The organism is Pseudoclavibacter helvolus, from assembly GCF_049707175.1.
Classification (GTDB): Bacteria; Actinomycetota; Actinomycetes; order Actinomycetales; family Microbacteriaceae; genus Pseudoclavibacter; species Pseudoclavibacter helvolus_A.
Genome location: NZ_JBNAFM010000009.1, coordinates 56950 through 80487 on the forward strand (window position 1 = coordinate 56950; position 23538 = coordinate 80487).

At 67.9% G+C, this 23538-nt stretch carries 26 protein-coding genes; 8 read left to right on the forward strand and 18 right to left on the reverse strand.

Features of this window, described 5'->3' with window-relative positions; genetic code table 11:
- The first annotated feature begins 5 nt into the window (after window positions 1-5).
- A complete protein-coding gene (locus tag ACPYN9_RS08945; RefSeq protein ID WP_424465820.1) occupies window positions 6-980 on the forward strand; it encodes an acyl-CoA thioesterase in 975 nt (324 codons plus the stop codon).
- 41 nt (window positions 981-1021) lie between these two features.
- Here ACPYN9_RS08945 and ACPYN9_RS08950 read toward each other — a convergent pair whose 3' ends face one another.
- The 5 genes from ACPYN9_RS08950 to msrA all read right to left on the reverse strand — a co-directional run bounded on the left by ACPYN9_RS08950 (window position 1022) and on the right by msrA (window position 5135).
- Window positions 1022-1519 carry an acyl-CoA thioesterase gene (locus ACPYN9_RS08950; protein ID WP_424465822.1) on the reverse strand — a complete coding sequence of 166 codons (498 nt, stop codon included), beginning with the start codon at window positions 1517-1519 and terminating at the stop codon, window positions 1022-1024.
- Window positions 1520-1619: 100 nt separating this feature from the next.
- Entirely contained in the window at window positions 1620-3302 is a 1683-nt protein-coding gene (gene ettA, locus ACPYN9_RS08955) for an energy-dependent translational throttle protein EttA (protein ID WP_424465824.1), read from the reverse strand.
- A 46-nt stretch (window positions 3303-3348) separates the two neighbouring features.
- Window positions 3349-3807, reverse strand: a complete 459-nt coding sequence (locus ACPYN9_RS08960) for a DUF6993 domain-containing protein (RefSeq protein ID WP_424465825.1) — start codon at window positions 3805-3807, stop codon at window positions 3349-3351.
- Window positions 3808-3901: 94 nt separating this feature from the next.
- Entirely contained in the window at window positions 3902-4432 is a 531-nt protein-coding gene (locus ACPYN9_RS08965) for a single-stranded DNA-binding protein (protein WP_424465827.1), read from the reverse strand.
- Between the two features lie 181 nt (window positions 4433-4613).
- Window positions 4614-5135 (reverse strand): peptide-methionine (S)-S-oxide reductase MsrA, encoded by a 522-nt coding sequence (msrA, locus tag ACPYN9_RS08970; protein WP_424465828.1) that lies wholly within the window; start codon window positions 5133-5135, stop codon window positions 4614-4616.
- Window positions 5136-5230: 95 nt separating this feature from the next.
- On the opposite strand from msrA, the gene ACPYN9_RS08975 reads away from it, so the two are divergent.
- Window positions 5231-5557 (forward strand): hypothetical protein, encoded by a 327-nt coding sequence (locus tag ACPYN9_RS08975; RefSeq protein ID WP_424465830.1) that lies wholly within the window; start codon window positions 5231-5233, stop codon window positions 5555-5557.
- A 27-nt stretch (window positions 5558-5584) separates the two neighbouring features.
- Here ACPYN9_RS08975 and nadE read toward each other — a convergent pair whose 3' ends face one another.
- From nadE to ACPYN9_RS09005, 6 genes are all read right to left on the reverse strand, one after another.
- Window positions 5585-6406, reverse strand: coding sequence for an ammonia-dependent NAD(+) synthetase (nadE, locus tag ACPYN9_RS08980; protein WP_424465832.1), 822 nt, complete (start codon window positions 6404-6406; stop codon window positions 5585-5587).
- Between the two features lie 76 nt (window positions 6407-6482).
- Entirely contained in the window at window positions 6483-6800 is a 318-nt protein-coding gene (locus ACPYN9_RS08985) for a metal-sensitive transcriptional regulator (protein ID WP_424465833.1), read from the reverse strand.
- Window positions 6797-9076, reverse strand: a complete 2280-nt coding sequence (locus tag ACPYN9_RS08990) for a heavy metal translocating P-type ATPase (RefSeq protein WP_424465835.1) — start codon at window positions 9074-9076, stop codon at window positions 6797-6799. Before ACPYN9_RS08990 ends, ACPYN9_RS08985 begins: the two co-directional genes overlap by 4 nt.
- Complete coding sequence (locus ACPYN9_RS08995) at window positions 9073-9288, reverse strand: hypothetical protein (protein WP_424465837.1); 216 nt, start codon at window positions 9286-9288, stop codon at window positions 9073-9075. The genes ACPYN9_RS08990 and ACPYN9_RS08995 overlap by 4 nt, the downstream gene beginning before the upstream one ends.
- A gap of 1 nt (window position 9289) precedes the next feature.
- Window positions 9290-9499, reverse strand: coding sequence for a heavy-metal-associated domain-containing protein (locus tag ACPYN9_RS09000; RefSeq protein ID WP_424465839.1), 210 nt, complete (start codon window positions 9497-9499; stop codon window positions 9290-9292).
- 89 nt (window positions 9500-9588) lie between these two features.
- Window positions 9589-9975, reverse strand: coding sequence for a nuclear transport factor 2 family protein (locus ACPYN9_RS09005; protein WP_424465840.1), 387 nt, complete (start codon window positions 9973-9975; stop codon window positions 9589-9591).
- Between the two features lie 110 nt (window positions 9976-10085).
- On the opposite strand from ACPYN9_RS09005, the gene ACPYN9_RS09010 reads away from it, so the two are divergent.
- Genes ACPYN9_RS09010 through ACPYN9_RS09020 form a run of 3 tightly spaced genes read left to right on the forward strand, consistent with a single transcriptional unit; the run spans window position 10086 to window position 12147 of the window.
- Window positions 10086-10505, forward strand: coding sequence for a winged helix-turn-helix transcriptional regulator (locus ACPYN9_RS09010; protein ID WP_424465842.1), 420 nt, complete (start codon window positions 10086-10088; stop codon window positions 10503-10505).
- 56 nt (window positions 10506-10561) lie between these two features.
- Window positions 10562-11245 (forward strand): TetR/AcrR family transcriptional regulator, encoded by a 684-nt coding sequence (locus tag ACPYN9_RS09015; RefSeq protein WP_424465844.1) that lies wholly within the window; start codon window positions 10562-10564, stop codon window positions 11243-11245.
- Complete coding sequence (locus ACPYN9_RS09020; protein WP_424465846.1) at window positions 11242-12147, forward strand: alpha/beta fold hydrolase; 906 nt, start codon at window positions 11242-11244, stop codon at window positions 12145-12147. The genes ACPYN9_RS09015 and ACPYN9_RS09020 overlap by 4 nt, the downstream gene beginning before the upstream one ends.
- A 6-nt stretch (window positions 12148-12153) precedes the next feature.
- On the opposite strand, the gene ACPYN9_RS09025 is transcribed toward ACPYN9_RS09020, so the two are convergent.
- Window positions 12154-14814 carry an aminotransferase class I/II-fold pyridoxal phosphate-dependent enzyme gene (locus tag ACPYN9_RS09025; RefSeq protein ID WP_424466000.1) on the reverse strand — a complete coding sequence of 887 codons (2661 nt, stop codon included), beginning with the start codon at window positions 14812-14814 and terminating at the stop codon, window positions 12154-12156.
- 163 nt (window positions 14815-14977) lie between these two features.
- A complete protein-coding gene (locus ACPYN9_RS09030) occupies window positions 14978-15559 on the reverse strand; it encodes a TetR/AcrR family transcriptional regulator (protein WP_424465848.1) in 582 nt (193 codons plus the stop codon).
- A 68-nt stretch (window positions 15560-15627) separates the two neighbouring features.
- On the opposite strand from ACPYN9_RS09030, the gene ACPYN9_RS09035 reads away from it, so the two are divergent.
- Together ACPYN9_RS09035 and ACPYN9_RS09040 are read left to right on the forward strand one after the other, a co-directional pair.
- Complete coding sequence (locus tag ACPYN9_RS09035; RefSeq protein WP_424465850.1) at window positions 15628-16347, forward strand: CPBP family intramembrane glutamic endopeptidase; 720 nt, start codon at window positions 15628-15630, stop codon at window positions 16345-16347.
- Window positions 16348-16378: 31 nt separating this feature from the next.
- Window positions 16379-17704, forward strand: coding sequence for a hypothetical protein (locus ACPYN9_RS09040; protein ID WP_424465852.1), 1326 nt, complete (start codon window positions 16379-16381; stop codon window positions 17702-17704).
- Window positions 17705-17714: 10 nt separating this feature from the next.
- Here ACPYN9_RS09040 and ACPYN9_RS09045 read toward each other — a convergent pair whose 3' ends face one another.
- The 4 genes from ACPYN9_RS09045 to ACPYN9_RS09060 are packed head-to-tail and all read right to left on the reverse strand — an operon-like array spanning window position 17715 to window position 20845.
- A complete protein-coding gene (locus ACPYN9_RS09045) occupies window positions 17715-18173 on the reverse strand; it encodes a hypothetical protein (protein WP_424465854.1) in 459 nt (152 codons plus the stop codon).
- Window positions 18170-18982: a DUF1275 family protein gene (locus tag ACPYN9_RS09050; protein WP_424465856.1), complete on the reverse strand. Its 813-nt coding sequence runs from the start codon at window positions 18980-18982 to the stop codon at window positions 18170-18172. Before ACPYN9_RS09050 ends, ACPYN9_RS09045 begins: the two co-directional genes overlap by 4 nt.
- 39 nt (window positions 18983-19021) lie before the next feature.
- Window positions 19022-19660, reverse strand: a complete 639-nt coding sequence (locus ACPYN9_RS09055) for a flavodoxin family protein (protein WP_424465857.1) — start codon at window positions 19658-19660, stop codon at window positions 19022-19024.
- Between the two features lie 6 nt (window positions 19661-19666).
- Window positions 19667-20845, reverse strand: coding sequence for a cupin domain-containing protein (locus ACPYN9_RS09060; RefSeq protein ID WP_424465859.1), 1179 nt, complete (start codon window positions 20843-20845; stop codon window positions 19667-19669).
- A 214-nt stretch (window positions 20846-21059) separates the two neighbouring features.
- Between ACPYN9_RS09060 and ACPYN9_RS09065 the strand changes: the two genes are divergently transcribed.
- Window positions 21060-22397, forward strand: a complete 1338-nt coding sequence (locus ACPYN9_RS09065) for a ClC family H(+)/Cl(-) exchange transporter (RefSeq protein ID WP_424465860.1) — start codon at window positions 21060-21062, stop codon at window positions 22395-22397.
- Here the strand turns inward: ACPYN9_RS09065 and ACPYN9_RS09070 are convergent.
- The gene (locus ACPYN9_RS09070) at window positions 22386-23534 is read right to left on the reverse strand and encodes a hypothetical protein (RefSeq protein ID WP_424465861.1); all 1149 of its coding nucleotides are present in this window, start codon (window positions 23532-23534) and stop codon (window positions 22386-22388) included. The two genes, ACPYN9_RS09065 and ACPYN9_RS09070, sit on opposite strands and share 12 nt — an antisense overlap.
- Between the last annotated feature and the right edge of the window lie 4 nt (window positions 23535-23538).

A 23538-nucleotide genomic window follows, 5' to 3' on the forward strand; every position in this document is an offset into this window, starting at 1 on the left:
CAGGGATGGCAGATCAGCTTCCCGAGTCGCCCTCGCACGCGCCCGCATCGCACCAGCCGGCGCCGCTCCCCCTGGAAGCGTTCGAGGCCCTGTCGCCCATCGAAGCGTTCTTGCACACCCTCAACCTCACGGACACGGGCGCGCGCACCCGCGACGACATCTTCACCGGCCCGAGTCAGTGGATGCCGCACGGCCGCGTGTTCGGCGGCCAGGTCGCGGCGCAATCGCTGGTCGCGGCGGCGCGAACGGTCGCCGACGACCGCCCGGTGCACTCGATGCACGGCTACTTCCTGCGCCCGGGCGACGTGAAGCTGCCCATCACGTTCGCGGTCGACCGCATCCACGACGGGAACTCGTTCACGACGCGCGCCGTGAGCGCGTTCCAGAGCGGACTGCCGATCTGGTCGATGATCGCGTCGTTCCAGGACGTGGACGATGGCTTCGAGCACGAGGTGACGATGCCGGAGGGCATCCCGGACCCGGAGGAACTGCCGAGCGAGGCGGACCTACTCGAGACCGTGAAGGCGACGCTCGGCGCCGAGGCGCCCGAGTCGCTCGCCGCCTACTGGCTCTTGAAGCGGCCGTTCACGATGCGGCATGTCAACGGCCCCGTCTACCTGGAGCCGGCCAGTGACCCGACGCCCGCGCAGGCGGTGTGGATCAAAGCGGTCGAGCGGATGCCGGACGACCCGCTGCTGCATCGCGCGGCCATCGCGTACGCCAGCGACTACTCGATCCTCGAGCCGATCATGCGCGGGCACGGGCTGACCTGGTCAACGCCCGGGCTGCGCGCGGCGAGCCTCGACCACGGAGTCTGGTGGCACCGAGACGCGCGGGCCGACGAGTGGTTGCTCTACGTGCAGGACTCGCCAGTCGCCCGCGGCGGGCGGGGCCTCTCGCGCGGTCAGCTGTTCTCGAGGGACGGCGCGTTGGTCGCGACCGTCGCGCAAGAGGGCATGGTGCGGCGCAAGCGAGCCTGACCTCGGGGTGGGGCATCGGCCGTGACTCGCCGGGATCGCGGTCAGTCGTCGCGTCGACCGCCCCGGAATGTGAGGGGCTCGTCGAGGTAGGGGGTCCACGCTTCGCGTTCGCGGTCGTTGATGCGACGTGGACGCTGGGTGGCGGCATCGATGAAGACGAGCGTCGAGGAGGCGATGACGTAGCGCACGCGCTCTGCCCCGTCGTGCTGGTCGACTTCCGGACTCCAGATCTCGTAGTCCACTTCGGCGCTGGCCGCGCCCATCTTGGAGATCCAGAGCTGCACATCGAGGGGCTTGGTGGAGTACGGGATGGGCGCGAGGTACTCGATCTCGTTGCGCGCGATGAGCGTGAGGGTATCCCCACCCTCCGCCGCCGCGTCGATGATGGCGAGGGGTCGCTCCTCGTCGTTGGATGCCCCGATGTTCCAGAACGCGCGGACTCGGGCTTCCTCGAGCAGGGTGAGGACTCGGGAGTTGTTGACGTGGTTGTACGCGTCGAGATCGCTCCAGCGGAGGAGCGTGGGGACGTGGAAGCGCATCGGCGTGGGATCTTTCTGGGCTTGGAAATGCTGGTTCTGAGGTCGCGGAGACGAGGAAACCCCGGGGCCGCTCTGTGCGGCCCCGGGGTTCCGGTCGGGACTAGTCCCTCGTGAGCTTGCGGTAGGTCATCCGCGACGGCTTGGCCGCGTCCGGGCCGAGGCGCTCGATCTTGTTCTCCTCGTAGCCTTCGAAGTTGCCCTCGAACCAGTGCCACCGGCTCGGGTCCTCGTCGGTGCCCTCGTAGGCGAGGATGTGCGTCGCGATGCGGTCGAGGAACCACCGGTCGTGCGTGATGACCACGGCGCATCCGGGGTACTCGAGCAGCGCGTTCTCGAGGCTCGAGAGCGTCTCGACATCAAGGTCGTTCGTGGGCTCGTCGAGGAGCAGCAGGTTGCCGCCCTGCTTGAGCGTGAGCGCCAGGTTGAGGCGGTTGCGCTCACCACCGGAGAGCACGCCGGCCTTCTTCTGCTGGTCAGGGCCCTTGAACCCGAACGTGGAGACGTAGGCGCGCGATGGGATCTCAACGTTGCCGACCTGCATGTAGTCGAACCCGTCGGAGACGACCTCCCACACGTTCTTCTCGGGGTCGATACCGCCACGCGACTGGTCGACGTACGACAGCTTGACCGTCTCACCGATTTTGAGGTCGCCGCCGTCGAGCTCCTCGAAGCCGACGATCGACTTGAAGAGCGTCGTCTTTCCGACACCGTTCGGGCCGATGATGCCGACGATGCCGTTCCGCGGCAGCGAGAAGCTGAGGTCGTCGATGAGCACGCGCTCCCCGAAGCCCTTCTTCAGCTTGTTCGCCTCGAGAACGATGCTGCCCAGGCGCGGGCCAGCGGGAATCTGGATCTCCTCGAAGTCGAGCTTCCTGGTGCGCTCGGCCTCCGAGGCCATCTCCTCGTAGCGGGCGAGGCGAGCCTTCGACTTCGCCTGGCGCCCCTTGGCGTTGGTGCGCACCCATGCAAGCTCTTCTTCGAGGCGCTTCGCGAGCTTCGCGTCCTTCTTGCCCTGCACCTGGAGGCGTTCCTGCTTCTTCTCGAGGTAGCTCGAGTAGTTTCCCTCGTAGCCGTGGAGGCGACCGCGGTCGATCTCCGCGATCCACTGGGCGACGTGGTCGAGGAAGTACCGGTCGTGCGTGATCGCGATGACTGCACCCGGGTACTTCTGCAGATGCTGCTCGAGCCAGAGCACGCTTTCGGCGTCGAGGTGGTTCGTCGGCTCGTCGAGGAGGAGCAGGTCGGGCTTCTCGAGGAGGAGCTTGCAGAGCGCGACGCGGCGCTTCTCACCGCCGGACAGCACGCTGACGTCGGCGTCTCCCGGCGGGAGGCGCAGCGCATCCATCGCCTGCTCGAGCTGGGAGTCGAGGTCCCAGGCATCGACGTGGTCAATGTACTCCTGGAGCGTGCCCATCTCCTCCATGAGCGCGTCGAAGTCGGCGTCCGGCTCGGCCATGAGGGCGGAGATCTCGTTGAAACGGTCGAGCTTCGCCTTCGTCTCGGCGACGCCGAGCTCGACGTTCTCGCGGACCGTCTTCGTCTCGTCGAGCTCTGGCTCCTGCATGAGGATGCCGACGGTGAACCCCGGCGTGAGCGTCGCGTCACCGTTCGACGGGGTGTCGAGACCAGCCATGATCTTGAGGATCGTCGACTTACCAGCCCCATTGGGGCCGACCATGCCGATCTTGGCGCCGGGGAGGAACGACATCGTCACGTCGTCGAGAATGAGCTTGTCTCCGACCGCCTTGCGGGCGCGGATCATCTGGTAAATGTACTCGGCCATGGGTTCCAGTCTAGGAGTTGGTTGGCTGGCAGCGCGTGGAGCTTCGCTACCAGGTGATTGGCTGCGTGAGCCCGATGAGGCATTTGCCCGTGCTGACGGGGGCCACGATGTCGGAGGTGTAGCCTCGCGGACCGCGCTGGCCCACGAGGCACTCCTCGCCGATCTTCACCGACACGATGATGTAGTCGGCTTCGAGGTCGACGTTGGTGCGGTCGAACGTGACCTCCATGGCCGCCTTATCGAAGCCGGTCGCGCTGAGGGCATTGACAAACTCCACGGAGCTCGCGGAACCGTTCGCCGCGATCGTCTGCAGGTTCGTCTCGTCGAAAATCGGCTTGTTCTCGGCCGCGGTCCCGCCGGGCACGAAGGCCACCGGCACAGCTTCCTGCGTAGGCTCGGCCGCTGACGTCGTCTGTGCAGGAGGCTGCGCTTCCTGCGATGCGCATCCCGTCAGCGCCAGCGCCGCCGCCAGTGCCAGTGGGGCGAAGAGACGGAAACGGCGCATTCGGGACCTTTCTCAGACGGGGCGGTCACCAGTGTAGGTGGCCGCGGCCCATCGTCAGCCGACCTCCGCGCGCGACTCGGTGCGCGTGCCTCGCTCAGAAGGGCGCCGGGTACTGTTCCGACTCGGCGGCCGAGGGCTCATGCCAGACGGCTTCGGGGTGCGTCGACGGCCCGCCGTCCCCCTCAGGTGGTCCCTCCACCGGAGGCTCGAAGCCCTGCATCGCGGCGAAGCCCTGTCTCGCCTCGCCGCTGCCCTGCTCGGCCGTGGACCGCTGCCGCTTCGCGAAAATCGATGACCCGGCGGTCAAATCGTGGCCCAGCGCATCCGCAACGACCTCGTGCTTGGTGCGCGGACCGCTCTGGGACTCGTACTTGCGCATCCGCAGCTTCCCGACGACGATGACGCGCTGGCCCTTCTCGAACGACTTCGCCGCGTGCGTCGCCAGATCACCCCAGGCCGCGACGTCGTACCAATTGGGGTCGACGTCCTCCCAGGTGTTCGTCGCTCGGTTGAGCCGGCGCGAATTCGTGGCGATGCTGAAGTTCACGACGTGCTGCCCGCTCGGCGTGGTCTTGACCTCGGGCTTGCTGCCGAGATTCCCGATGAGCGTGATGTGGTCTTGCATGGTTCCCCCTGGATGTGCGTGCGGTGCCTTCTGGCTTCGGGGCGATCCGGTACGGCGCTCGTGCCGGAAGCTCCGCACCGGATCGCGGCACCAGTGTGTGGGCACGAGGGGGCGAGGACGGGGACGAAGAAGGCGCCTGTGGACGGGGGTCCGTCCACAGGCGCCGCGTCTGCAGAGTGCGTCAGATCATGTACGGGGTGAACTTCGCGCGCACCTTGTTGACCTTCGGCACCGCCACGAAGTTGCAGTAGCCCTGACCAGGGTTCTTCGCGAAGAAGTCCTGGTGGTAGTCCTCGGCGTCGAAGTACTGGCCGAGCGGCGAGATCTCGGTGACGATGTCGCCGCCCCAGAGCTCAGCGGCTCGATCGCGAGCCGCCTCAAAGAGCTCGCGCTGCGCGTCGTCCGCGTAGTACATCGCCGAGCGGTACTGCGTGCCGACATCGTTGCCCTGGCGGTTGAGCTGCCTCGGGTCGTGCAGCGTAAAGAAGATGTCGAGGATCACGTCGGCGGGCACCAGCTGCTCGTCGAAGACGACTCGCACTGCCTCGGCGTGCCCCGTCGTGCCGGTGCACACCAGTTCGTAGTTCGGATTGGGGTGCTCGCCCCCGGTGTACCCGGAGATCACGTCGCTGACGCCCTTCACGTTCCTATACACAGCGTCGAGACACCAGAAGCAGCCACCTGCAAGCACGAATTCGGTCATGCGCCAAGGCTACGCGGGTGAGTCCGATCGTGGCTGAGCTCTACGCGAACTGCGCTCGACCCCAGAATGTCGGCGGTCGCTCCTAGCCTCGCCACATGACCTCAACACAGCACTCATCGTCCAGGCCGTCCCAGTCGATCGGCGCGTCCGCGCAAACCGGCACACCGCGCATCCCGAACCTCACCCCGCGCACCGGTCCGTTCACGCAGCGGTTCGGTGGGCTCACCGCCACCCAGGTGCACGCCGCGCGCTGGCGCGTCACCGGCGCCAACGGAGCTGTCCGCGGCTACGTCGAAGAGCACCGTCGAGGCACGGGGTCGGTGTACGCCGCCACTCGCATGAGCCGAACCTCGACCGCGTTCCTCACCCTCGACGAGTTTCCCGAGTTCGGCGAAGCCGTGACCGCGTTCCGTTATCTCTGAGCTCACGATGCTGCGGTGTGGGCTCGGCTATCGGCGCCACCAGGTGTCGCTGGGCAGTACCGGCAGCTGGCGCTTGTGCTCCGTCTTTCGATACAGCGCCTCAATGCGCGCCGCGACCTCTGCGTCGACGTACCCGCCGGTCAGGTAGGCATCGATCTGCGTGTAGCTGAGCCCGAGGTTCGCCTCGTCGGTCTGCCCCGGGGTCTCGTCGAGCAGGTCGGCCGTCGGTGCCTTGGCGTACAGACGCTCAGGGGCACCGAGCTGTTCGAGCAGTTGGCGCCCCTGGCCTTTCGTCAGACCCGCAAGCGGGTTCAGGTCGGTTCCACCGTCACCAAACTTCGTGAAGAACCCGGTGACCGCCTCGGCGGCGTGGTCCGTGCCGAGCACGAGGAAGCCACGCTCGCCCGCGATCGCGTACTGCGCGATCATGCGCTGCCGCGCCTTGGCGTTGCCCTTGTTGAAATCGGAAATGGCGCGGCCCGTTGCATCGAGGAAGGCCGCCTGGAGGCCATCGGTGGCGGGCTTGATGTTGAACGTGACACGCTCGTCGGGCTGGATGAAGTCAAGCGCGAGCTGCGCATCCACCTCGTCCGCCTGGACACCGTGCGGGAGACGGACGGCGACAAACGTCGCCTCATCACCCTCCGCCCGGACCCCCTCGACGGCAAGCTGCGCGAGCCGTCCGAGCAGCGACGAGTCCTGCCCGCCGCTGATACCCAGCACGAGCCCCTTCGCGCCCGTCGCGAGCAGATACTCGCGCATGAAGGCAACCCGGTTCTCGATCTCCTCGGCGGCATCGATAACCGGCTTGACGCCGAGGGCGGTGATGATTTCCTGTTGTGCGCTCATGGTGCGACCGATCCTAGCGAGCACCTGTTTCGAAAGTGCGTCATTTTCCGGTGAGGCGGGCCGAGCTCGGCGCTGTTCAGCTGCGGACCAGGCGGGCGATGGCCGCAGAGGCTTCTTTCAGCTTGAGGTCTCCCTCCTCGCCGCCGATCCGGACCGCGTCGGCGACGCAGTGCTTCAGGTGATCCTCCATCAGCCCGAGCGCCACGTTCTCGAGCGCCGAGGTGATGGCCGAGATCTGGGTGAGGATGTCGATGCAGTACTGCTCCTCGTCGACCATGCGGTGGATCCCGCGCGCCTGCCCCTCGATGCGCTTCAGGCGCGCAAGGTACCTGCTCTTGTCCTCGATGTAGCCGTGGTGGCTGTGCGCTGCACCCGGCGAGTCGGCGTCGTTCATGCCGTGACCTTTCGTGAAGTGGACTCGGTGCTCGGTTCCCGATGCTCCGTGCTTGTGAGCCCTCGGAACGCGCGCAGCCGCAGGCTGTTGCCCACGACAAAGACGCTGGAGAACGCCATGGCGGCGCCGGCGAGCATGGGGTTGAGCATGCCGAGTGCCGCGAGTGGGATCGCAGCGACGTTGTACGCGAACGCCCAGAAGAGGTTGCCCTTGATCGTGCCGAGCGTCCGCCTGGCCAGGCGTATCGCGTCAGCCGCGGCGAGCAGGTCGTCGCGCACCAGGGTGATGTCGGCGGCTTCGATCGCGATGTCGGAGCCGGATCCCATGGCGAGTCCGAGGTCGGCCTGCGCGAGCGCCGCCGCGTCGTTGACGCCATCACCGACCATCGCGACGACGCGGCCTTCCTGCTGCAGTCGACGGATCACGTCGACCTTGCCTTGCGGCAGCACCTCGGCGATGACCTGCCCGATGCCCGTCGTCGCCGCCACCTGGTGGGCGACGGCGCTGTTGTCGCCGGTGAGCAGCACCGGCTCGAGGCCGAGGCGACGCAGCTCGGCGACCGCTTGCACGCTGGTCGGCTTGATGGTGTCGGCGACGGCGAGCACGCCGCGAGCCTCCCCATCCCAAGCGACGATCACGGTGGTCTGGCCGAGTGCTTCTGCCTCGCGCTTGCGCTCCGCCAGGCTGTCGTCGAGCGTGATCGCCCAGTCGGCGAGGAGATGCTCGCGACCCACGACCACAAGACGCCCCTCGACGAGACCCTGCACCCCGGTCCCCTCGTGGTTCTGGAAGCCATCGACGGGTGGCAGCGCGCCGACCTCGGCTTCGGCGGCGGCGGCAGGGGCGCGGGCGATGGGATGCTCGGATGCGGCTTCGAGCGCACCCGACAGGCGCAGCAGCTCCTCGCGCGAGACGCCGTCCCGCGGCCAGACCGCTGACAGCGCCATCCTCCCGCTGGTGACCGTGCCGGTCTTGTCCACGACAATCGTGTCGACCCGACGCGTGGACTCCAGCACCTCCGGCCCCTTGATCAGTATGCCGAGCTGCGCACCGCGGCCCGTTCCCACGAGCAGCGCGGTCGGTGTCGCCAAGCCGAGCGCGCAGGGGCAGGCGATGATGAGCACGGCCACGGCCGCAGTGAAGGCGGCGGCAGGGGGGAAGCCAGCACCCAGCCACGCGCCGAGGGTTGCGACCGAGATGGCGATGACGATGGGGACGAAGACGCCGGAGATGCGGTCGGCCAGGCGCTGCACTTCCGCTTTGCCGGTCTGTGCGTCTTCGACGAGCCTCGCCATGTGCGCGAGCTGGGTGTCGTCGCCGACGTTTGTGGCGCGCACCACGAGGCGCCCGCCCGCATTGAGTGTCGCGCCCACGACGCGGTCTCCCTCGACGATTTCGACGGGTACCGACTCGCCCGTGAGCATGGAGGCGTCGACGGCCGAGCGTCCTCCCGTGACGACACCGTCCGTGGCGATCTTCTCGCCCGGCCGCACGACGAACTCGTCCCCGACCGCAAGTTCGCCGATCGGGATGCGCGTCTCCGCTCCCCCACGCAGCACAGCGACGTCTTTCGCGCCGAGCTCGAGGAGCGCGCGGAGCGCGGCACTGGCTTGGCGTTTGGATCGCTTCTCGAAGTATCGGCCGGCGAGCACGAACATCGTGACCCCGGCCGCCACCTCGAGGTAGATGTTGGCGGCGCCGTCGGATGGCGCGACCGTGAGCTCGAACGGGTGGGTCATGCCCGCCTCACCTGCGGTGCCGAGGAAGAGTGCGTAGAGCGACCATGCGTACGCTGCGAGTGTGCCGACCGAGATCAGCGTGTCCATGGTGGCGGCGCCGTGGCGGAGGTTCAGCCAGGCTGCACGGTGGAAGGGCCAGGCTGCCCAGACGATGACCGGGGAGGCGAGCGCCAGCGCGGCCCACTGCCAGAAGGTGAACTGCAGTGCCGGCACCATCGACAGGACGATGACGGGAACGGCGAGCACCACACTGCCGATGAGTCGCTGTCTGAGACTCGTGAGCTCGGGGTCGACCTCTGCGTCGTCTGCCTCGGGATGTTGTGGCGCGGGGACGGCCGCCGTGTACCCGGTCTTCTCGACCTCGGCAATCAGCTCGTCCGCGTCGAACCCCTCCGGAACCACGACGCGAGCCTTCTCGGTGGCGTAGTTCACACTGGCCGTCACGCCGTCGAGGCGGTTGAGCTTCTTCTCGATGCGCATGGCGCACGATGCGCACGTCATGCCGCCGATCTCGAGCTCGATGTCTGTGGTGCTCACTGTTCGCCCTCCTCATGACGCGGCGCCTCGGAGTGCGCGCCGGACCCACCTGGTGCGTCGGTCTCCGGAGGAACCTCTTGGGTCTGATGCAGCTGTGGACGCCAGTCACCAGCCCGGTCAGCCTCGACGACGACCTGCGCCGTGAAGAAGGCCGCGCCGAAGACACCGACGAGCAGCGCCGCATACAGGCTGAGCTTGACTGGCACGTTCACGTCAGGCCCGGACTGCCACGTAGCCCGCTTCGTCGACTGCGGCGAGGACCGCGGCGTCGTCGATCGGTGCGGCGCTCTCGATGACGAGGCGGCCAGTCTCGGCGGAGACCTCGACACCGTGGACTCCGGCCACCTCGCTGACTTCCTGCGTGACGGCCCGCTCGCAGTGCGCGCAGGTCATGCCGGTGACGTTGAACGTGGTGCTGGTCATGTCTGGTCTCCTAGCCGGGGCGTGCCCCCTGGGGGTATGGTCACCTGCTGTAACCGTATACCCCCAGCAGGTATTCCCGCGGCGTCAGATCACGACCAGAACTCGTCCTCGGCCGCCTGATTTTCGCTGAAGAGCCAGACTTCGGCGACGCGACCGTCGGCGATGCGGAAGACATCGATGCCCGACTGCGCGAGGGGTGCGCGCCCGTCGCGCTGAGCGGAGAACTCGACCGTCGCCACGACGAGGTCACCGTTTGCGGCCGCCGTCTTCGTCACGAGGCTGAAGGTGCCCCGGCTGAGCTCGAAGAACCGTCCGAGGTGCGCGAGCACGCCGTCCGGACCGACCACGCTGCCCGACAGCGGATTGTCACCGGGCTGGTGCCAGACCACGTCGGGCGCGAGCATAGCCGCGACCCCGGCGAGATCACCGGCAGCGAGGCTCGAGTCGTACTTCGTGAAGGTGTCGAAGGCGTTCATGGTGGTGTTCCTCTCAGTTCGTGCTTACAGTTCTACGCACCGAGCCACGGTCACTTCACCGTCACCAATGCGCCCGACGCCAGCCCGCATCCGCCGAAGAGAGGCCGAACGTGAGCCCGAAGTGGAACGTCTTCTCCGCGACCTGCCCATCGCGCACGTCGCTTGCCCAGATCGCGAACAAGTGGACGGCGATGATCGTCATCACGCTCTCGCAGGAACCAAAGCGGTTCAGCGAGCTCCACCGCACCATCGAGGGCATCTCGAAGAAGGTGCTGGTCGACACGCTTCGATCGCTCGAGCGAGACGGGATGCTGGAGCGCACCGAGCGCGACGGGAATCGCGTGTACGCGCTGACACCGCTGGGGGCGAGCCTCGAGGGTCCGCTGCTCGCACTCCAGGTGTGGGCAGAGGCGCACATTGCCGAGGTACTTGTGGCCCGAGACACGTTCGATGCGCGCATCGATGACGAGTCGCTCGCCTCGCTCACCACCGAAACCAGGTCGGGGGCGGGGACGATCCCCTCGGACTAAGCCTGCAGTCGGGGTATAGTGACCGAAAGGAACTTTTCAGTCACTAAGGGGCGCACATGCCGCGACCGCTCATCGACGACCGACGAGGGCGCCTGCTGCGCGCTGCCGGAGAACTCATCGTGGAGCGAGGATGGCCCCGCACCACAATCGCGGACGTCGCGACAAAAGCCGGGGTCGGAAAGGGCGCCGTCTACCTCGAGTTCCCAACCAAAACCGCACTGCTCGACGCCCTCGTCCGCGAGCGCACAAAGGCCCTCACGGCGCGGGTCCGCGAGCGCGTCACCGCATCCATCGACCCAGTCGACCTCGCCGCCGTCTACCGGTTCGCAGCCGAGGCGCTGCTCGACGACCAGCTGATGAGCGCGCTCTACCTCGGCGATGAGGCTGTCCTCGGGTCGCATGTCGCAGAGATCGACGATGGCCGGTATCAGGAGCGCTTCGTGTGGCTGACCGACTACGCCCATGAGCTCCAAGCCGCTGGCGTCGTCGATTCCCGCGTGCAGGCGGCGGACCTCGTCCGGGTTCTGAGCGTCTTCACCATCGGCTTACTGCACGCCGCGCGAGTCTTCGGGCAGATCGGCAGTGCGGAGCTTTCGTCGACGATCACGCTCTTCGGCGAGCTCGTCGCACGGGGACTGTCCACAAGCACCCCTACTGACCACGAGGCTGCAAGACGCGCGCAGCTTGGCCTGCTCGACGCGCTCGACGGGCAGCTGCACAAGCTGGAGGCGCGAGCATGACGGCGTTCTTTGACGTCTTCACGGACATGACGGTGTGCGGCGGCCCCGTCCGGCACTACCGGGGCGGGCGGCGCGGCGCACCACCGCTGCTGCTCCTCCACGGGGCCATGCTCGACACCGCGGCCGGAGTCTGGCGAGACGTCGCCGCCCCGCTCGCCGACGAATTCGAAGTGCACGCCATCGATCTCCCCCGCCACGGCGGGAGCCGCCCGTGGCGCGGCACCCTGGACAACCGCTTCTTCATGACCTTCCTTGAGGCGCTGCTCGACCGGCTCGAGCTGCAACGTGTCGCGCTCGTCGGGCTCTCGATGGGCGGCGGCATTGCCACCTCGTTCGCACTCGAGCAACCTCAGCGCGTCTCCGCGCTCTGCGCCATCGGCCCAGGCGGACTCGGCGCGCGGCGCGACCACCAGTTCCTCACCTGGCTCTTCATGAAGACCCCGGGGGCACTGCGCCTCACGACTCGCTACCTGGCGCGGTCGCCGCGAGCGATCGCAGCCTCGATGCGCACCCACCTCGTCGCGGGAGCCGACACGCCTGGGTTCTCGAGCATCCTGGCCGAGGCCACAGCCGAGGCCCAGCGCAAGCATCGACACCGCGAGCCGGCGCTCGACGACTGGCAGGTCGCGGCGTACGGCCCCCGCGCGATGCGCCTCGATCTGCTCCCGCACCTCGATCGGCTCGCAGTGCCGACGCTGTGGATGCGCGGGGAGCGCGACCCGCTCGTCGGACACCGGGAGATGGCGCTGGCAGCGGATCGTGCGCCCGGTTCACGGCTGGTCACCGTGTCGGACGCGGGCCACGTGGTGCCCTACGACCAGCCAGAGGCGTTCGCCTCGCTCGCGCGGGCTTTCCTCACCGAAACGCTCAACGGCGGTCGGGAGCGACCCGGCGGTGCGTGATCCGGGTCAGTCCTCGCGCAGGATGCGGTAGCCGCGCACGGGGTCGTAGCCGTGGATCTCACGAGTGTCGAGCACGGCCATGAAGTCGAGCACCTCGTCGGTGACGAGCTGCCCCGGCACGAGCACCGGGAACCCTGGCGGATACGGGGTGACGAAGCCGGCGGAGATCGGCTGCGCGCCGCCCTTCACTCGCTCGGCAAGCTGTGCGTGGCTGAGGTGCTCAATGTTCGCGCGGCGCTGCCCCCGGAAGAACGCGGTGCGCAGGTCACCGTCCGGGAGTCCGTCATGGGAGGCGTACTCGGGGGCAAACGCGCTGAAGTCGGGCAGCGGCGGCATCGGAGCGGGGGCGGGGCGCTCGCCGTCGATCTCGCGCGCCTGCGACTCCTCCTCGAAGCGCTCAGCGAGCTTCACGAGCACCTCGATGAGGTAGCCGACGGAGGAACGGGAGGTGCCGATGTTGGTCATGAACAGGACCGTGTTGCGGCTCGTTTTGTTCACTTGGATGCCGTAGCGATCCATGAGGTGCTCGTGCTTGAACGTGTCGCCGTCGACGCCCGTGCGGGAGATCTCGACGGTGATACGACTCGGGTCGACGACGAACTCGTCTTCCTCCCACGCCTGCCACATCGTCGCGAACCCGTCGCGGTGCGGCATGGGGCGTGAGCTCGCGCGATTTTCGGCCGGGATGAGGTCGTGGCCGGAGAGCACGCGGAACGTGCGGCGCAGCAACGGATGGCGGGCGATCGCCTGCGAGATGCTTGTCGCCAGATCGAGCTGGCGCTGTACAAGCTCGAACCCCTCGAGCTCCACCTGCCGGCGACCCAGGTCGAGTGAGGCGAGGATCTGGTAGTTCGGCGACGTCGAGGTGTGCGTCATGTACGCCTCGTGGAACGGCTCCTCCGCTTCCCGGTACCAGTCCTTGTCGTAGACGTGGATCATCGACCCCTGCCGCAGCGCGGTTAGGGTCTTGTGGGTCGACTGCGTCGCGTACACGCGGATGCGCGCATCCGGTGACGGCAGCAGCCGCTCCCCCAGCCACACTTCATCGGCGGCCGGCTCGCCCGTCTCCGCGTCGAAGAGGCGCGCACGCTGCTCCTGGTAAGCCGCCGCGTGGGCACTCGATGCGAGTCGCTCTTCGAGATGCTTCGCCGCCGCCATCGCCGTGCGACGACGAGTGATGGGATGGAACGCGGCGAACGCGAACCAGGCCTCGTCCCACAGGAACACGAGGTCCGGCTTGATCGCCAGGCACTCCGCCATGACCCGCTCCGGGTCGTAGACGATGCCGTCGAAGGTGCAGTTCGTGAGCGTCACGAGCCGCACCTCGTCGAGGCGCCCCGCCGCGCGGTAGTCGAGCAGCAGCTGCTTGATGCGATCGAGTGGCACAGCCCCGTAGAACGCGAACTCGTTGAGCGGATACGCCTCGAGGTACGCCGTGCGGGCCCCGGTGAGCATGAGCGCGTGGTGGTGTGACTTATGACAGTTGCGGTCGACGAGCACGATGTCGCCAGGCGACACGAGCGCCTGATGCACGATCTTGTTCGCCGTCGACGTGCCGTTGGTGACGAAGAACGTGTGCTTCGCCCCGAATGCCCTCGCGGCGAGCTCCTGCGACTTCTTGATCGCCCCCACCGGCGCTAGCAGCGAATCCAACCCACCCGAAGTGGCGCTTGTTTCGGCCAGCAGCAGGTTGAGCCCGTAGAAGTCGACGAGGTCGGTGATCCACTTCGAGGTGACCACGGAACCGCCGCGCGAAATCGGCAGCGCGTGGAACACGCCGGCAGGGCGACGTGCGTGCTCTTGGATCGCGGTGAAAAAGGGCGTGTCGTAGAGGTGCGAGACGCGACGCAGGATCGACAGGTGCAGCTCGAGCTGGTCTTCTCGCAGGAACACGCGCCGGAAGCGGCGGGTGAGCACCCCGGCCAGGTCCTCGATGTGCGCGCCCGCGACGAGGTACAGGTCGAGCTCCGGGCGAAGCGTGTTCAGCGTGTCGGCCAGGCCAAGCACCCGCTGCACCGACGCGAGGCTCGACCGCGACGTCGCGGTCGCACCCGCAGAATCCACGTGGGCGAGCTCGATCGTCTCCCGCATGTCCCGGCTCAGACGCTGCTGGCTTCGGTCACTGAACCCGGGGCGGATGACCACGGCCAGAATGTTCGGGTTCGTGAGCACCGCCGCCACCGCGTCATCCGCCGACGGGACGATCACGAAGTCGTACACAAACGCGTCCGCCGCGCTGCGCAGCTTGAGGATGTCGGCCCGCAACGCGTCTCGATCGGCCGGAGTGGTCTCATCGACGAGCAGAACCTCGAAGCGGGGCCGCGGGTCGGCGTCGTCTTGCAACTCCGCACGCTCGGCCTCATCGAGGCGATCGTCGCGGTGATCGGCTGGGATGCTCGTGCCCCGCAAGCGGCTCACGACTCGGCCGATGCGCTCCAACGCCGACGAGTACTCCCCCGCCTCCAGCGCCTCCCGGATGCCCGCGACGTACCGCTGCCCGAATCCGCCCCAGTACAGCTCGAGCGTCTCGAGCGCCCTCAGATTGCGCGCGATCTCCCCATCCGCATCCAGAATGCTCGCCGACTCGTGCCCAGACTCCAGGCGCTTGATCGCGAAGCGCAGGTACTCCCACGCGTCACTGCGGAGCCGCCAGGTGCTCGTCGGCATGCCGGGATCACGCTCCAGGCCGTGATTCGTGGCACGACGATCTGCATCGGTCGCGACTGGGGCGGATTCGTGGAGACCTGCGGCATCGAAGCTCGTCACACGGCCATTCTTCCAGAGCGTCGGGCCAGCATCCGCCAAGCGACGAATTGCGACGACGACGCCCTTACGGCGCGAGGTATCGGGCGATGAGGTCGCGGAGTTCCCGGGATGCGGACGAGGTGTCGAAGCTCGAGTCCTCGACCCTGCGCGCGAGGACCCCGTCGGCGATGACCCCGACCCAGAGCGCGAGGCGTCCGGCCTCAAGGTCGGTGCGCCAGATTCCCTGCTGCTGACCCGCCGAGACGATCGCGGTGAGCGCATCCCGTTGCCCCGATGCCGCCCTCGCGAGCTGGACGTCCAGTCGGGGGTCGCTGGGCGCGGTGCCGAGGGCCGCCACAAACCCCGCGAAGTGCGGGTCGCTCGCTTCCTCGAGGAGCGCATCCAGCCACGCACTTAAGGCGGTGTCGGCATCACTCGAGGCGTCGGCCGACCGCTCCGCACGCCCGTGCGAGTCGTCCGCGTCGGCGTCCAAAATGCCGAGCAACAGGTCGACCTTCGTCGGAAAGTAGTGGAAGAACGTTCCGGATGACACGCCCGCGCGAGCACAGATGAGCGCGGTGGTTGCGCCAGGGTACCCGAGCTCCGCGATGAGCTGGTATCCGGCCTTGATGATGGCCGTGCGTCCAGCCCCCGTTCGTGCCGCCATGGTGCACCTCGCTCTCGATGTCTCGAAACCTGACTAGAGCATCCACTCTAGAGTGTTTACTCTAGAGCATGGCCGAAACAGCACGCAGCGCGGAGACCAGACCAGAGAAGGTGCCGATCGGCACCCCCGAGTTCACTCCGCGCCTGCGCGATGTCTTGACTTTCCTGGTGGGGCTCGCCATCTTCTGGTTCATCTGCAGCGGACCTCCCCTCCCCGAGATCGCCGGCATCGACCTGCGCTTCGGGCTCGAGGGGCCTGCATCTAGCACCCCATGGAAGTGGGCCGGGGCACTGCTCCTCGTCGCCCTCGTCGTCTGGGGCGAGCGGCGCGGACTCGCCACCCTCCTCATCACGAAGCCCTCCGGTAAGGACATCGAGTGGGCGTTCTACGTCTTCGGCGGCGTCATGGCGTGGTCCTGGATCGCGAGCCTCATCGCTCCACAGGAGGACAACTCCGGCGTCGACACCATCGCACGCATGAGCATCCTCGGCGTTCTCGTGCTCATCGTGACGGCCGCGGTCACCGAGGAGATCATCTACCGCGGGTACCTGCAGGAGCGCCTCGGGGCCCTACTGCGGTCAAGGTGGCTCGGAGCCGCCGTGAGCCTCGCGATCTTCATCGTGCCGCACGTCGTCTTCTTCGGGCCGAGCTGGCTCTTCCACCAGCTCGTCGGCTCCCTCGCACTCGTCGCCTTCACGCTCATCCGCCGCAACCTCGTGGCCACGATGCTGCTGCACCTGCTGATCAACGCACCGATCCTCATCCCAACCGTCCTGGCGAAGCTCTAGGCGCAGCCGGCAGTCGCCCTAGACTGGCCGGATGGGACTGCGTGTTGCATGCCGCCGAGGTGCGAACCCACCTGCGGCCGTCCACGGGCGCCTCGCACGCCTCGGCATCCTGCCCGTCGACGCCGAGGAGGATGCCGACTTCGGCAGCCTTCCCAGCTCCTGCCTCGAGCGTTCCCCCGAGGGCACACTCAGCGACGGACAGCTGGAAGAGGCGCTGCGCGCGGCCGAGGAATCGCGAGCGGACACCCCGGCGGTTGTCCTCCTCATCCCGGCCGCCGGCGACGTTGCCGCAGGCCCGGTGGTGGTGTGCTCCCCGGCCGCGTCCGCGACGTCCTACGAGCTGTACCTCGCAGCCGGCATCGCCTCCACGAGTGGCCTGCCCGTCGAACACCTCAACGCTCGCGGCCGGTCCGCGTCAGCCTCCGACTCCGCAGCACCAGCACGCGGCCACCTCAAGCGAGGCGTCCCGGCCTGGACGGAACGGCTGAGCCCAGATCTCGAGCAGGCCCTCGAGAGCCTGCCGGCCCGCCCAGCCGTCATCGTGCACGCTGCCTCGACGCTCACCGCCGAGATCCACTCCGTCCTCCAGCGCCACCCAGACGCCGACCAGCTCCTCATCATCGATCTCGCCCACCATCGATTCGGCGTCGACGTGGCCGCGCAGCTCGGGGCCATGGTCGAGCTCGCCATCGACCTCCGGCGTTCCACGACGCAGCGGACCGCCCCGAACACTCCGGACACCGCCGCGTCCCGCGACGCTCACAGCGACGCCGACAGCGACGCCCACACCTCACCCGCGCCCGTGCATCCCCTCGGCACCGCCGCGCGCATCCGTGCCTCTGATGTCATCCACGCCGGTCTCACCGACCGACACCTGGTGCTGACGAACCGCACAGGGCTGCACGTTCGGGTCTCTGCCGCACTCGGCAGCGCCCTCACACCAGACGTCGCTGCCGCGCAGATCCAAGTGGACCTGGACCCCGGCGCGGCACAGCAGATCGAGACCGACCGCGTCGGCGCGCTCGCCCACCTCGCGGCCCCATCGCCCGTGACTCGCACCTGGAGCCACTCCACCAGCGAGGTCTACGAGGGTGGCGAGCGGCGCCTGCTCGCGCTCGACATCGCCGTGCTCGGCGACGATGGCACAGTGAGCGCGGAGCGCCGCTACGAGGTGCCGAACGGACTCGATTTCGCCGCCACCGCGGGCCAGCTGCGCACGCTCGTCGGCGCGGCATCCGCTGGTGCCGTGCTTCCGGAACCCGCGCGAGGCCCGGTGGCCAGTGCCTGGGACATCATCGGGGCACTGGAGGCCGGGATGCGGGCGGCAGCCTCAGCGATGCCGCACATCGACGACTGAGGCAGGTCGCTCAGCTCTGCTGGAAGCGCACCCTGATCTTCACGAGCGCAGCGTGGATACCGTTCGTCTCGGCCAGGTACTCAGAGATCTCGCGTGCGCCCGCATCGTCCGACAGCGGACGCGCGCCGACCGCCAGCACGACGTACCGACGCCCGACGGCGTGGCCGGTCCACTCGTCGCTCACCGCCTGGTCGAGCCACACCCCCGACGGCGTGCACAGCTCGACTTTGAGCGCGCGCAGGGAGGCGTACAGCACGTCGGTGCCGATGGGCAAAATGTCGCCAGAAGCATCCAAGCGCTTCATGCCGAGACCACTGACGATCTCGGCGACGCGGCCCTCAGCTCCCTCCTGGCTCGGCTCCGAACCCGCGACCGGGTGCACAAGGGCAAACGCGGTCGGCTCGCCGAACGGGTTCGGCGCAGACCAGGTCGTCAGCGCGAGATCGGTCATCGGCTGGGTGACGGTCACGCGAAGGAACCTCCAGGGGTCGGGTCGACGTTCTTCGACCGGCGACCCAATGCTACGAGAGCGAGCGCCAGCAGGATGAGTGCGGGCACGAAAATCGACGCCCCGTTCGCGATGAAGTGATCGGCAGCGAAGCCGACCGCCGCGCCGCCGGAGAATCCTAGGAGGATCAAGAAGAACACACCGGACCATGCGAGGTTCGCCTGGCCGTTGATGCCTTCCTTCTTGAAGGCCGCCTGCACCAGGAAGTTGAAGGCCATCTGCACGACGAAGGTCACCGCCACGTTGCCGTAGAGCATGCCTCGGTTCTTGTGGAACGCGTTGCCCTGCGCACCCGCGACGAAGCTGATGCCGAGCGCGATGAAGCTGGCGACCGCGGAGTGATCGGCGGTGAGGTCGATCCCCGCAGCGCGACCATCTCCGTCGCCCACGAAGATGAAGGCGAGTGTGCCGAGCAGCACCAGCAGCACCGTTCCGGCCAGGAGCACGCCCGTGGTGTACGCACGCCCGCTGCGCTGGAACGCAGTCATGAGCACTCCGCACGCAGCCGAGCCGAGCCCGAAGGCAAGAATCGCGGCGAGCGGGAAGATGAGCTTCGCGATATCACCCTGGATCAGCCAGTAGCCGACCGAGATGATGTTGCCCGACTGGACGGTCGAGAACGTCGCCGCGTTGGCGAGCGACCAAGCGTTCATCGAACCAGCTGCGAGCGCGAGCAGGAACCCCACTGAGGTCAGTTCCATGAGCGGGAAGCGATGCGGGGCGTTCGCCGCAGCATCCGACGTCTGCGCGGTCACGGGGGTCTCTGACATGGTTGAACTCCTCGGAGGGTTGATGCAGGCGTGGCCTGCTCAGGAGAAGACCTCGGCGGCGGTCGGTGGGGGCTTCCGGATGCTGGACGCGGGGGAAGGCGCACGCCCGGCCGCGATTGCAGCCGTCACTGCAGCGAAGCGAGCGAGGTGCGCGCTGATCGCTTCCTCGGCGAGCGCCGCGTCGGCGAGCTTCCCGTGCTCGAGCACGAAGCTCAACCCGTACGGGTTGCCGTTGAGCTTGTTGATGACCGGGTTGGCCGTGCTCGGCGGCACGATGACGCATCCCCAGGCCGCCGCCGCGGCGTTGAGATCGTCGACCACCCGTTCCTGCCCCGCGTGCGCGAATCCGGAAGTCGCCATCGCGGTGAAGGTGGTGTCGAGAAAGCGCCCGGCCACGGCGGCGTCGTGGTGCTGGTCGATGAACGCCTTCATCGAGGCCGAGAGCAGACCGGTGTGGGCTGGCGACGAGAACACGAAGCCGTCAGCCCACTCCAGGTCAGCCGTATCCGCCACCGCCGCACCCTCAGCCGCAGTCTGGACGTCGCCGGGCAACGCGACCTCGGCGACTCGGCGCATCCGCACCTCGGCGCCCGCCGCGCTGAGCGCCTCGGACGCGAGGCCCGCCAGCTGCGCGTTCGCGCCGAAGAGGCTCGAGAACAGGACGAGGATGCGGGCCACGGCCAGCTACCCCTTGGCCTTCGACTGGTCGTACCAAATGACGGGCGCAGGCTTGTCGTCGAGCGGCAGCGACTCGACGAACTGGGTCGTGACGTTGAGGTGGTCGGCGACGATCTTGGCCGGGTTGGATGCCAGCCACTTGTTCGCGGACACATCCGAGTACTCGGGGTACTTGAAGACCTCGACGAAGATCAGCTTCTCGTCGCCGATGTTCTGCAGGTAGTGACCGGCAACGAGGGGAACGATGCCGACATCGCCAGCCTGGAAGTCGAAGGTCCTGGAGAGACCGTTTGAGTCGAAGATCGTCATCCGCGCCTTGCCCTGGATGTAGTACTGCCACTCGGCGGCCTTGGGGTGCCAGTGCAGCTCGCGCATGCCACCAGGCTCGACCTCGACGAACGCGGCCGAGATGGTCTTCGCGGCCGGGAAGGCGTTGACGTCGACGATGCGGACGCGTCCGGCCTCAGACTCGATCGGTTCGATGGTCTCCATGTGGAGGGTGAACGGGGATGGCACCTTGCCAGCCGGAACCGGACGATCGACCTCGGCGATGGGACCAGGAACCTCGGCGGTGAAGATGTACTTCTCCTTCTTCGGGAAGACGCTGATCTCACCGACCGTCTTCTTCAGGTTCGCCGCGACGATGTCCTGCGGGGTGTGCGCGAACCAGTCAGAGAAGAGGAACGTGAAGTTCTCCGAGAAGTCGGGGTCGCTGAAGACGAGGAGGAACTCGACACCGTCTTCAAGCGCCTGGATGGAGTGCGGGAGCCCGGCCTCGAAGTTCCAGAGGTCGCCGGCCTTGACGTCGTCGATAAACGAGCGGCCGTGCTCATCCAGCGCGATAACGCGGCAGCTGCCGACCAGGACAAGACCCCACTCGGCTTCCTTGTGCCAGTGCATCTCTCGGTAGGCGCCCGGCTCGAGCGCCATGTTCACACCGGCGAGGTCGAGCGACGACGGGATCTCGCGATTGGTGACCTCACGTGCCCACCCGCCCTGCTCCAGACGCTGGTGCGCATCGGAGAACGAGTACTTCATGTTCGCCATCGTGCCGCTGTCGGTCGCCGGGGGCACGAGGATGTCCGGGTTCTCCCGGTCGCGCCAGATGTCGCGGGGTCCGAGGTCGAGCCATCCCTTCCCGTCGCTGGCACGGATCGGCTGTGGAGTGTCGGGGGTGTCAGTCATGGGAACCTCTCGTGACGGGGTGTGATGAGGGACGGGACAGCGGTGTCCTCTCGCCGAGCCTAGTGAGCACTCTCATTGACACGCGGGCCGGGAATGGTGCCTTTTGCGACAGATTTGACACTTTTTCGTGTCACTTTTGCGTCGCTCCGGCGGTACAAAACAAGAGGAGTGGATGTCGAGGCCGCATCGCCAGCGCGCTTCTACGCTGAGCCGCATGACGAGCTTCCGGTCACCGCCTCCGGAGCTGGACCCCGCGCGACCGCTCCCTGGGGGCGTCGTGCTCTGTCTGCTGGCGGTCATCGCGGGTGCTGCTACCGGTTTCGTGGCGGGTGCGTTCCGATGGTGTCTGGAGCGGATCAGCGAATGGCGAGCCGAACTGCTGATCTGGGCTGAGCGCCTGGATGGGCCCGGCTGGCTGATTCCGGTGGTGGTCGCCGCGGCCGGGGCGGCTTTGGCCGCGAGCATCGTCGGCCTCGTCCCTCGGGCGGTGGGAAGCGGCATCCAGGACGTGGAGGCGGTCGACCGCGGCGACCTCGCTGCCCCTCCCCTCCGCGTGCTGCCCGCCAAGTTCGTCGGAGGCCTGCTTGCCCTCGGTTCCGGCCTCGTCCTGGGCCGAGAGGGCCCGAGCGTGCACATGGGGGCGGCGCTCGGGGCTGAGGCCGGACGTCGGGCGCGGCGCAGCGACGCGGAGGTGCGCGTGCTGCAGACCTCGCTGGCGGGGGCCGGACTCGCGGTCGCGTTCACCGCGCCGATCGGCGGCGCGCTCTTCGTGTTTGAGGAGGTCGCCAAATCGTTCTGGCCCAAGGTGGTGCTGCCCACGCTGCTCGGCGTCGCCGCTGCCGTCAGCTGCTCCCGGCTGATTCTGGATGACCGCCCCGACTTCGACGTTCGCGATGTCGCGGTGCCTGGTTTCGAACTGCTTCCAGCGTTTGTCGTGTTCGGCGTGCTGACGGGGCTCCTCGGGGCGCTCTACAACGTGTTCGTCATCCGCGCCCTAACCCTGGCCGATCGGGCGGCGCGCGTGCCGCAGGTGGTGAAGGCCGCGGCGGTAGGTGCGCTTGTTGGGTTGGCGCTGGTGCTGGCACCGCTGACCGCTGGCGGTGGTGACGAGCTGTCACAGCTGCTCCTCGGGGGCAGCACGCTGGCGGTACCGCTGCTGCTCGTGTACCTCGCGATCAGGTTTGTCGCTGGCCCCCTCTCGTACGCGGCGGGCACACCCGGCGGCCTGTTCGCTCCGCTCCTCGCGGTGGGCGCACTGTGGGGCGCGTTGTTCGCCCGGCTCGTCGACGCCGTGCTCCCGGGCCATGAGGTCGGCGTGGCTATGGCGATCGTCGGCATGGCTGCCTTCTTCGCGGCGACGGTCAGGGCACCCCTGACTGGCGTGGTCCTGGTGGTCGAGATGACAACGATCACGTCGGTCGCCGTGCCGATGTTGGCCGCGGCTGGTGCGGCGGTACTGACGGCGACGCTCGTCCGCTCCGCGCCGATCTACGACACGCTTCGGGAGCGCATGCTGCAGCACTCCGGGGGCTCGGGGCCGTCAACCGCGTGAGCGCTGCTGCGCGAGCCAGCTGTGGTTCACGATCGCGCGGCTCACCATGTCGCGGCGCTCGGCGCTCTCGGGCCCGCGTTGCAGGTCGCGAGCGGAGAACGGGGATGCCTCTCGATGCGGCGGGTCCGCCGCGATGCGCTCCGCCATGGCCTCGACTGCAGCTCGGCCGTCGGCTCGGTACTGCTCGGTCTCTGCGGCGTCGAGCTCGATCAGGGCGGAGTCATCGACCATGTCCGTCACCACGTACCGCGCGTCGAGGTAGAGGCGGTCGCCCTGCTCGAGGAGAAACCAGCGCCCGGGCTCGTGGTCGACGTAATGCATCGCGTCTCGTTCCTCGGCGACCCGTGCGGCGCTCCCCCACTGGACGACGGGCGGGATCGCACCGAGTCGATGCCGCCTGGCCTCGTTGAGTGCGTGGTGGCCGAGGGTCGCGGGTCCTCCGCGACGCAGCGTGATGCACAGGATGCGTCGGCAGCGAGCGCAGGTGAGCTGGCTCTCCACACGTTCCATGAGACCTGATGCGTGGAGGGGGATGAGGTCGCGGAGCGCCACCCAGCTCGGGTTTTCAGCGAGGTCGCCCGCTGCTTTGGCAACCGCGAGCGCGTCGACGGTCGGCGCGACCTCCATGCATCCGCTGTCCCCACGCACCAACAGGGAGCTGCAGCTGGGGCAGTCGTCGTCTTCGGGTCGAGTGGTCAGACCGGGCTGGCCCGAGGTGAACACGAGCGCGTCGAGATTCCCCGGCTCGTTCCAGCCGCGGTGGCCCCGGAACTCGGCCCGCACATAGCCCCCGTCAACCTCGAAGTACGGCACACCGAACCCGGCAAAGCGGCGCCGACCGTCGATGACCTGCTTGAGGTCGTCCAGTGTCGCCGAATTGCGTGCGCCCTCGATCCACTCGGCCAGGTCGACGGTGCCCGCGCCGGCCCCGCTCGGTGCCGTGTGCAGCAGCACCGCCACGAGCAGGCCGTCGTGCAGGATGAGCTCGCCACCCGACGCGAAGCGCAGGCGACGGGATGTGGTCGCGGGCTCGCCGAAGTGCCGCTCCGATACCTCGCTGGGCGCGCCGCCGAGAGCCGCGGTGAGTCGCTGCACGGCCGCTGCTTCCTCGGCATGCGCGAGGGCGTCGAGAATCATCTGG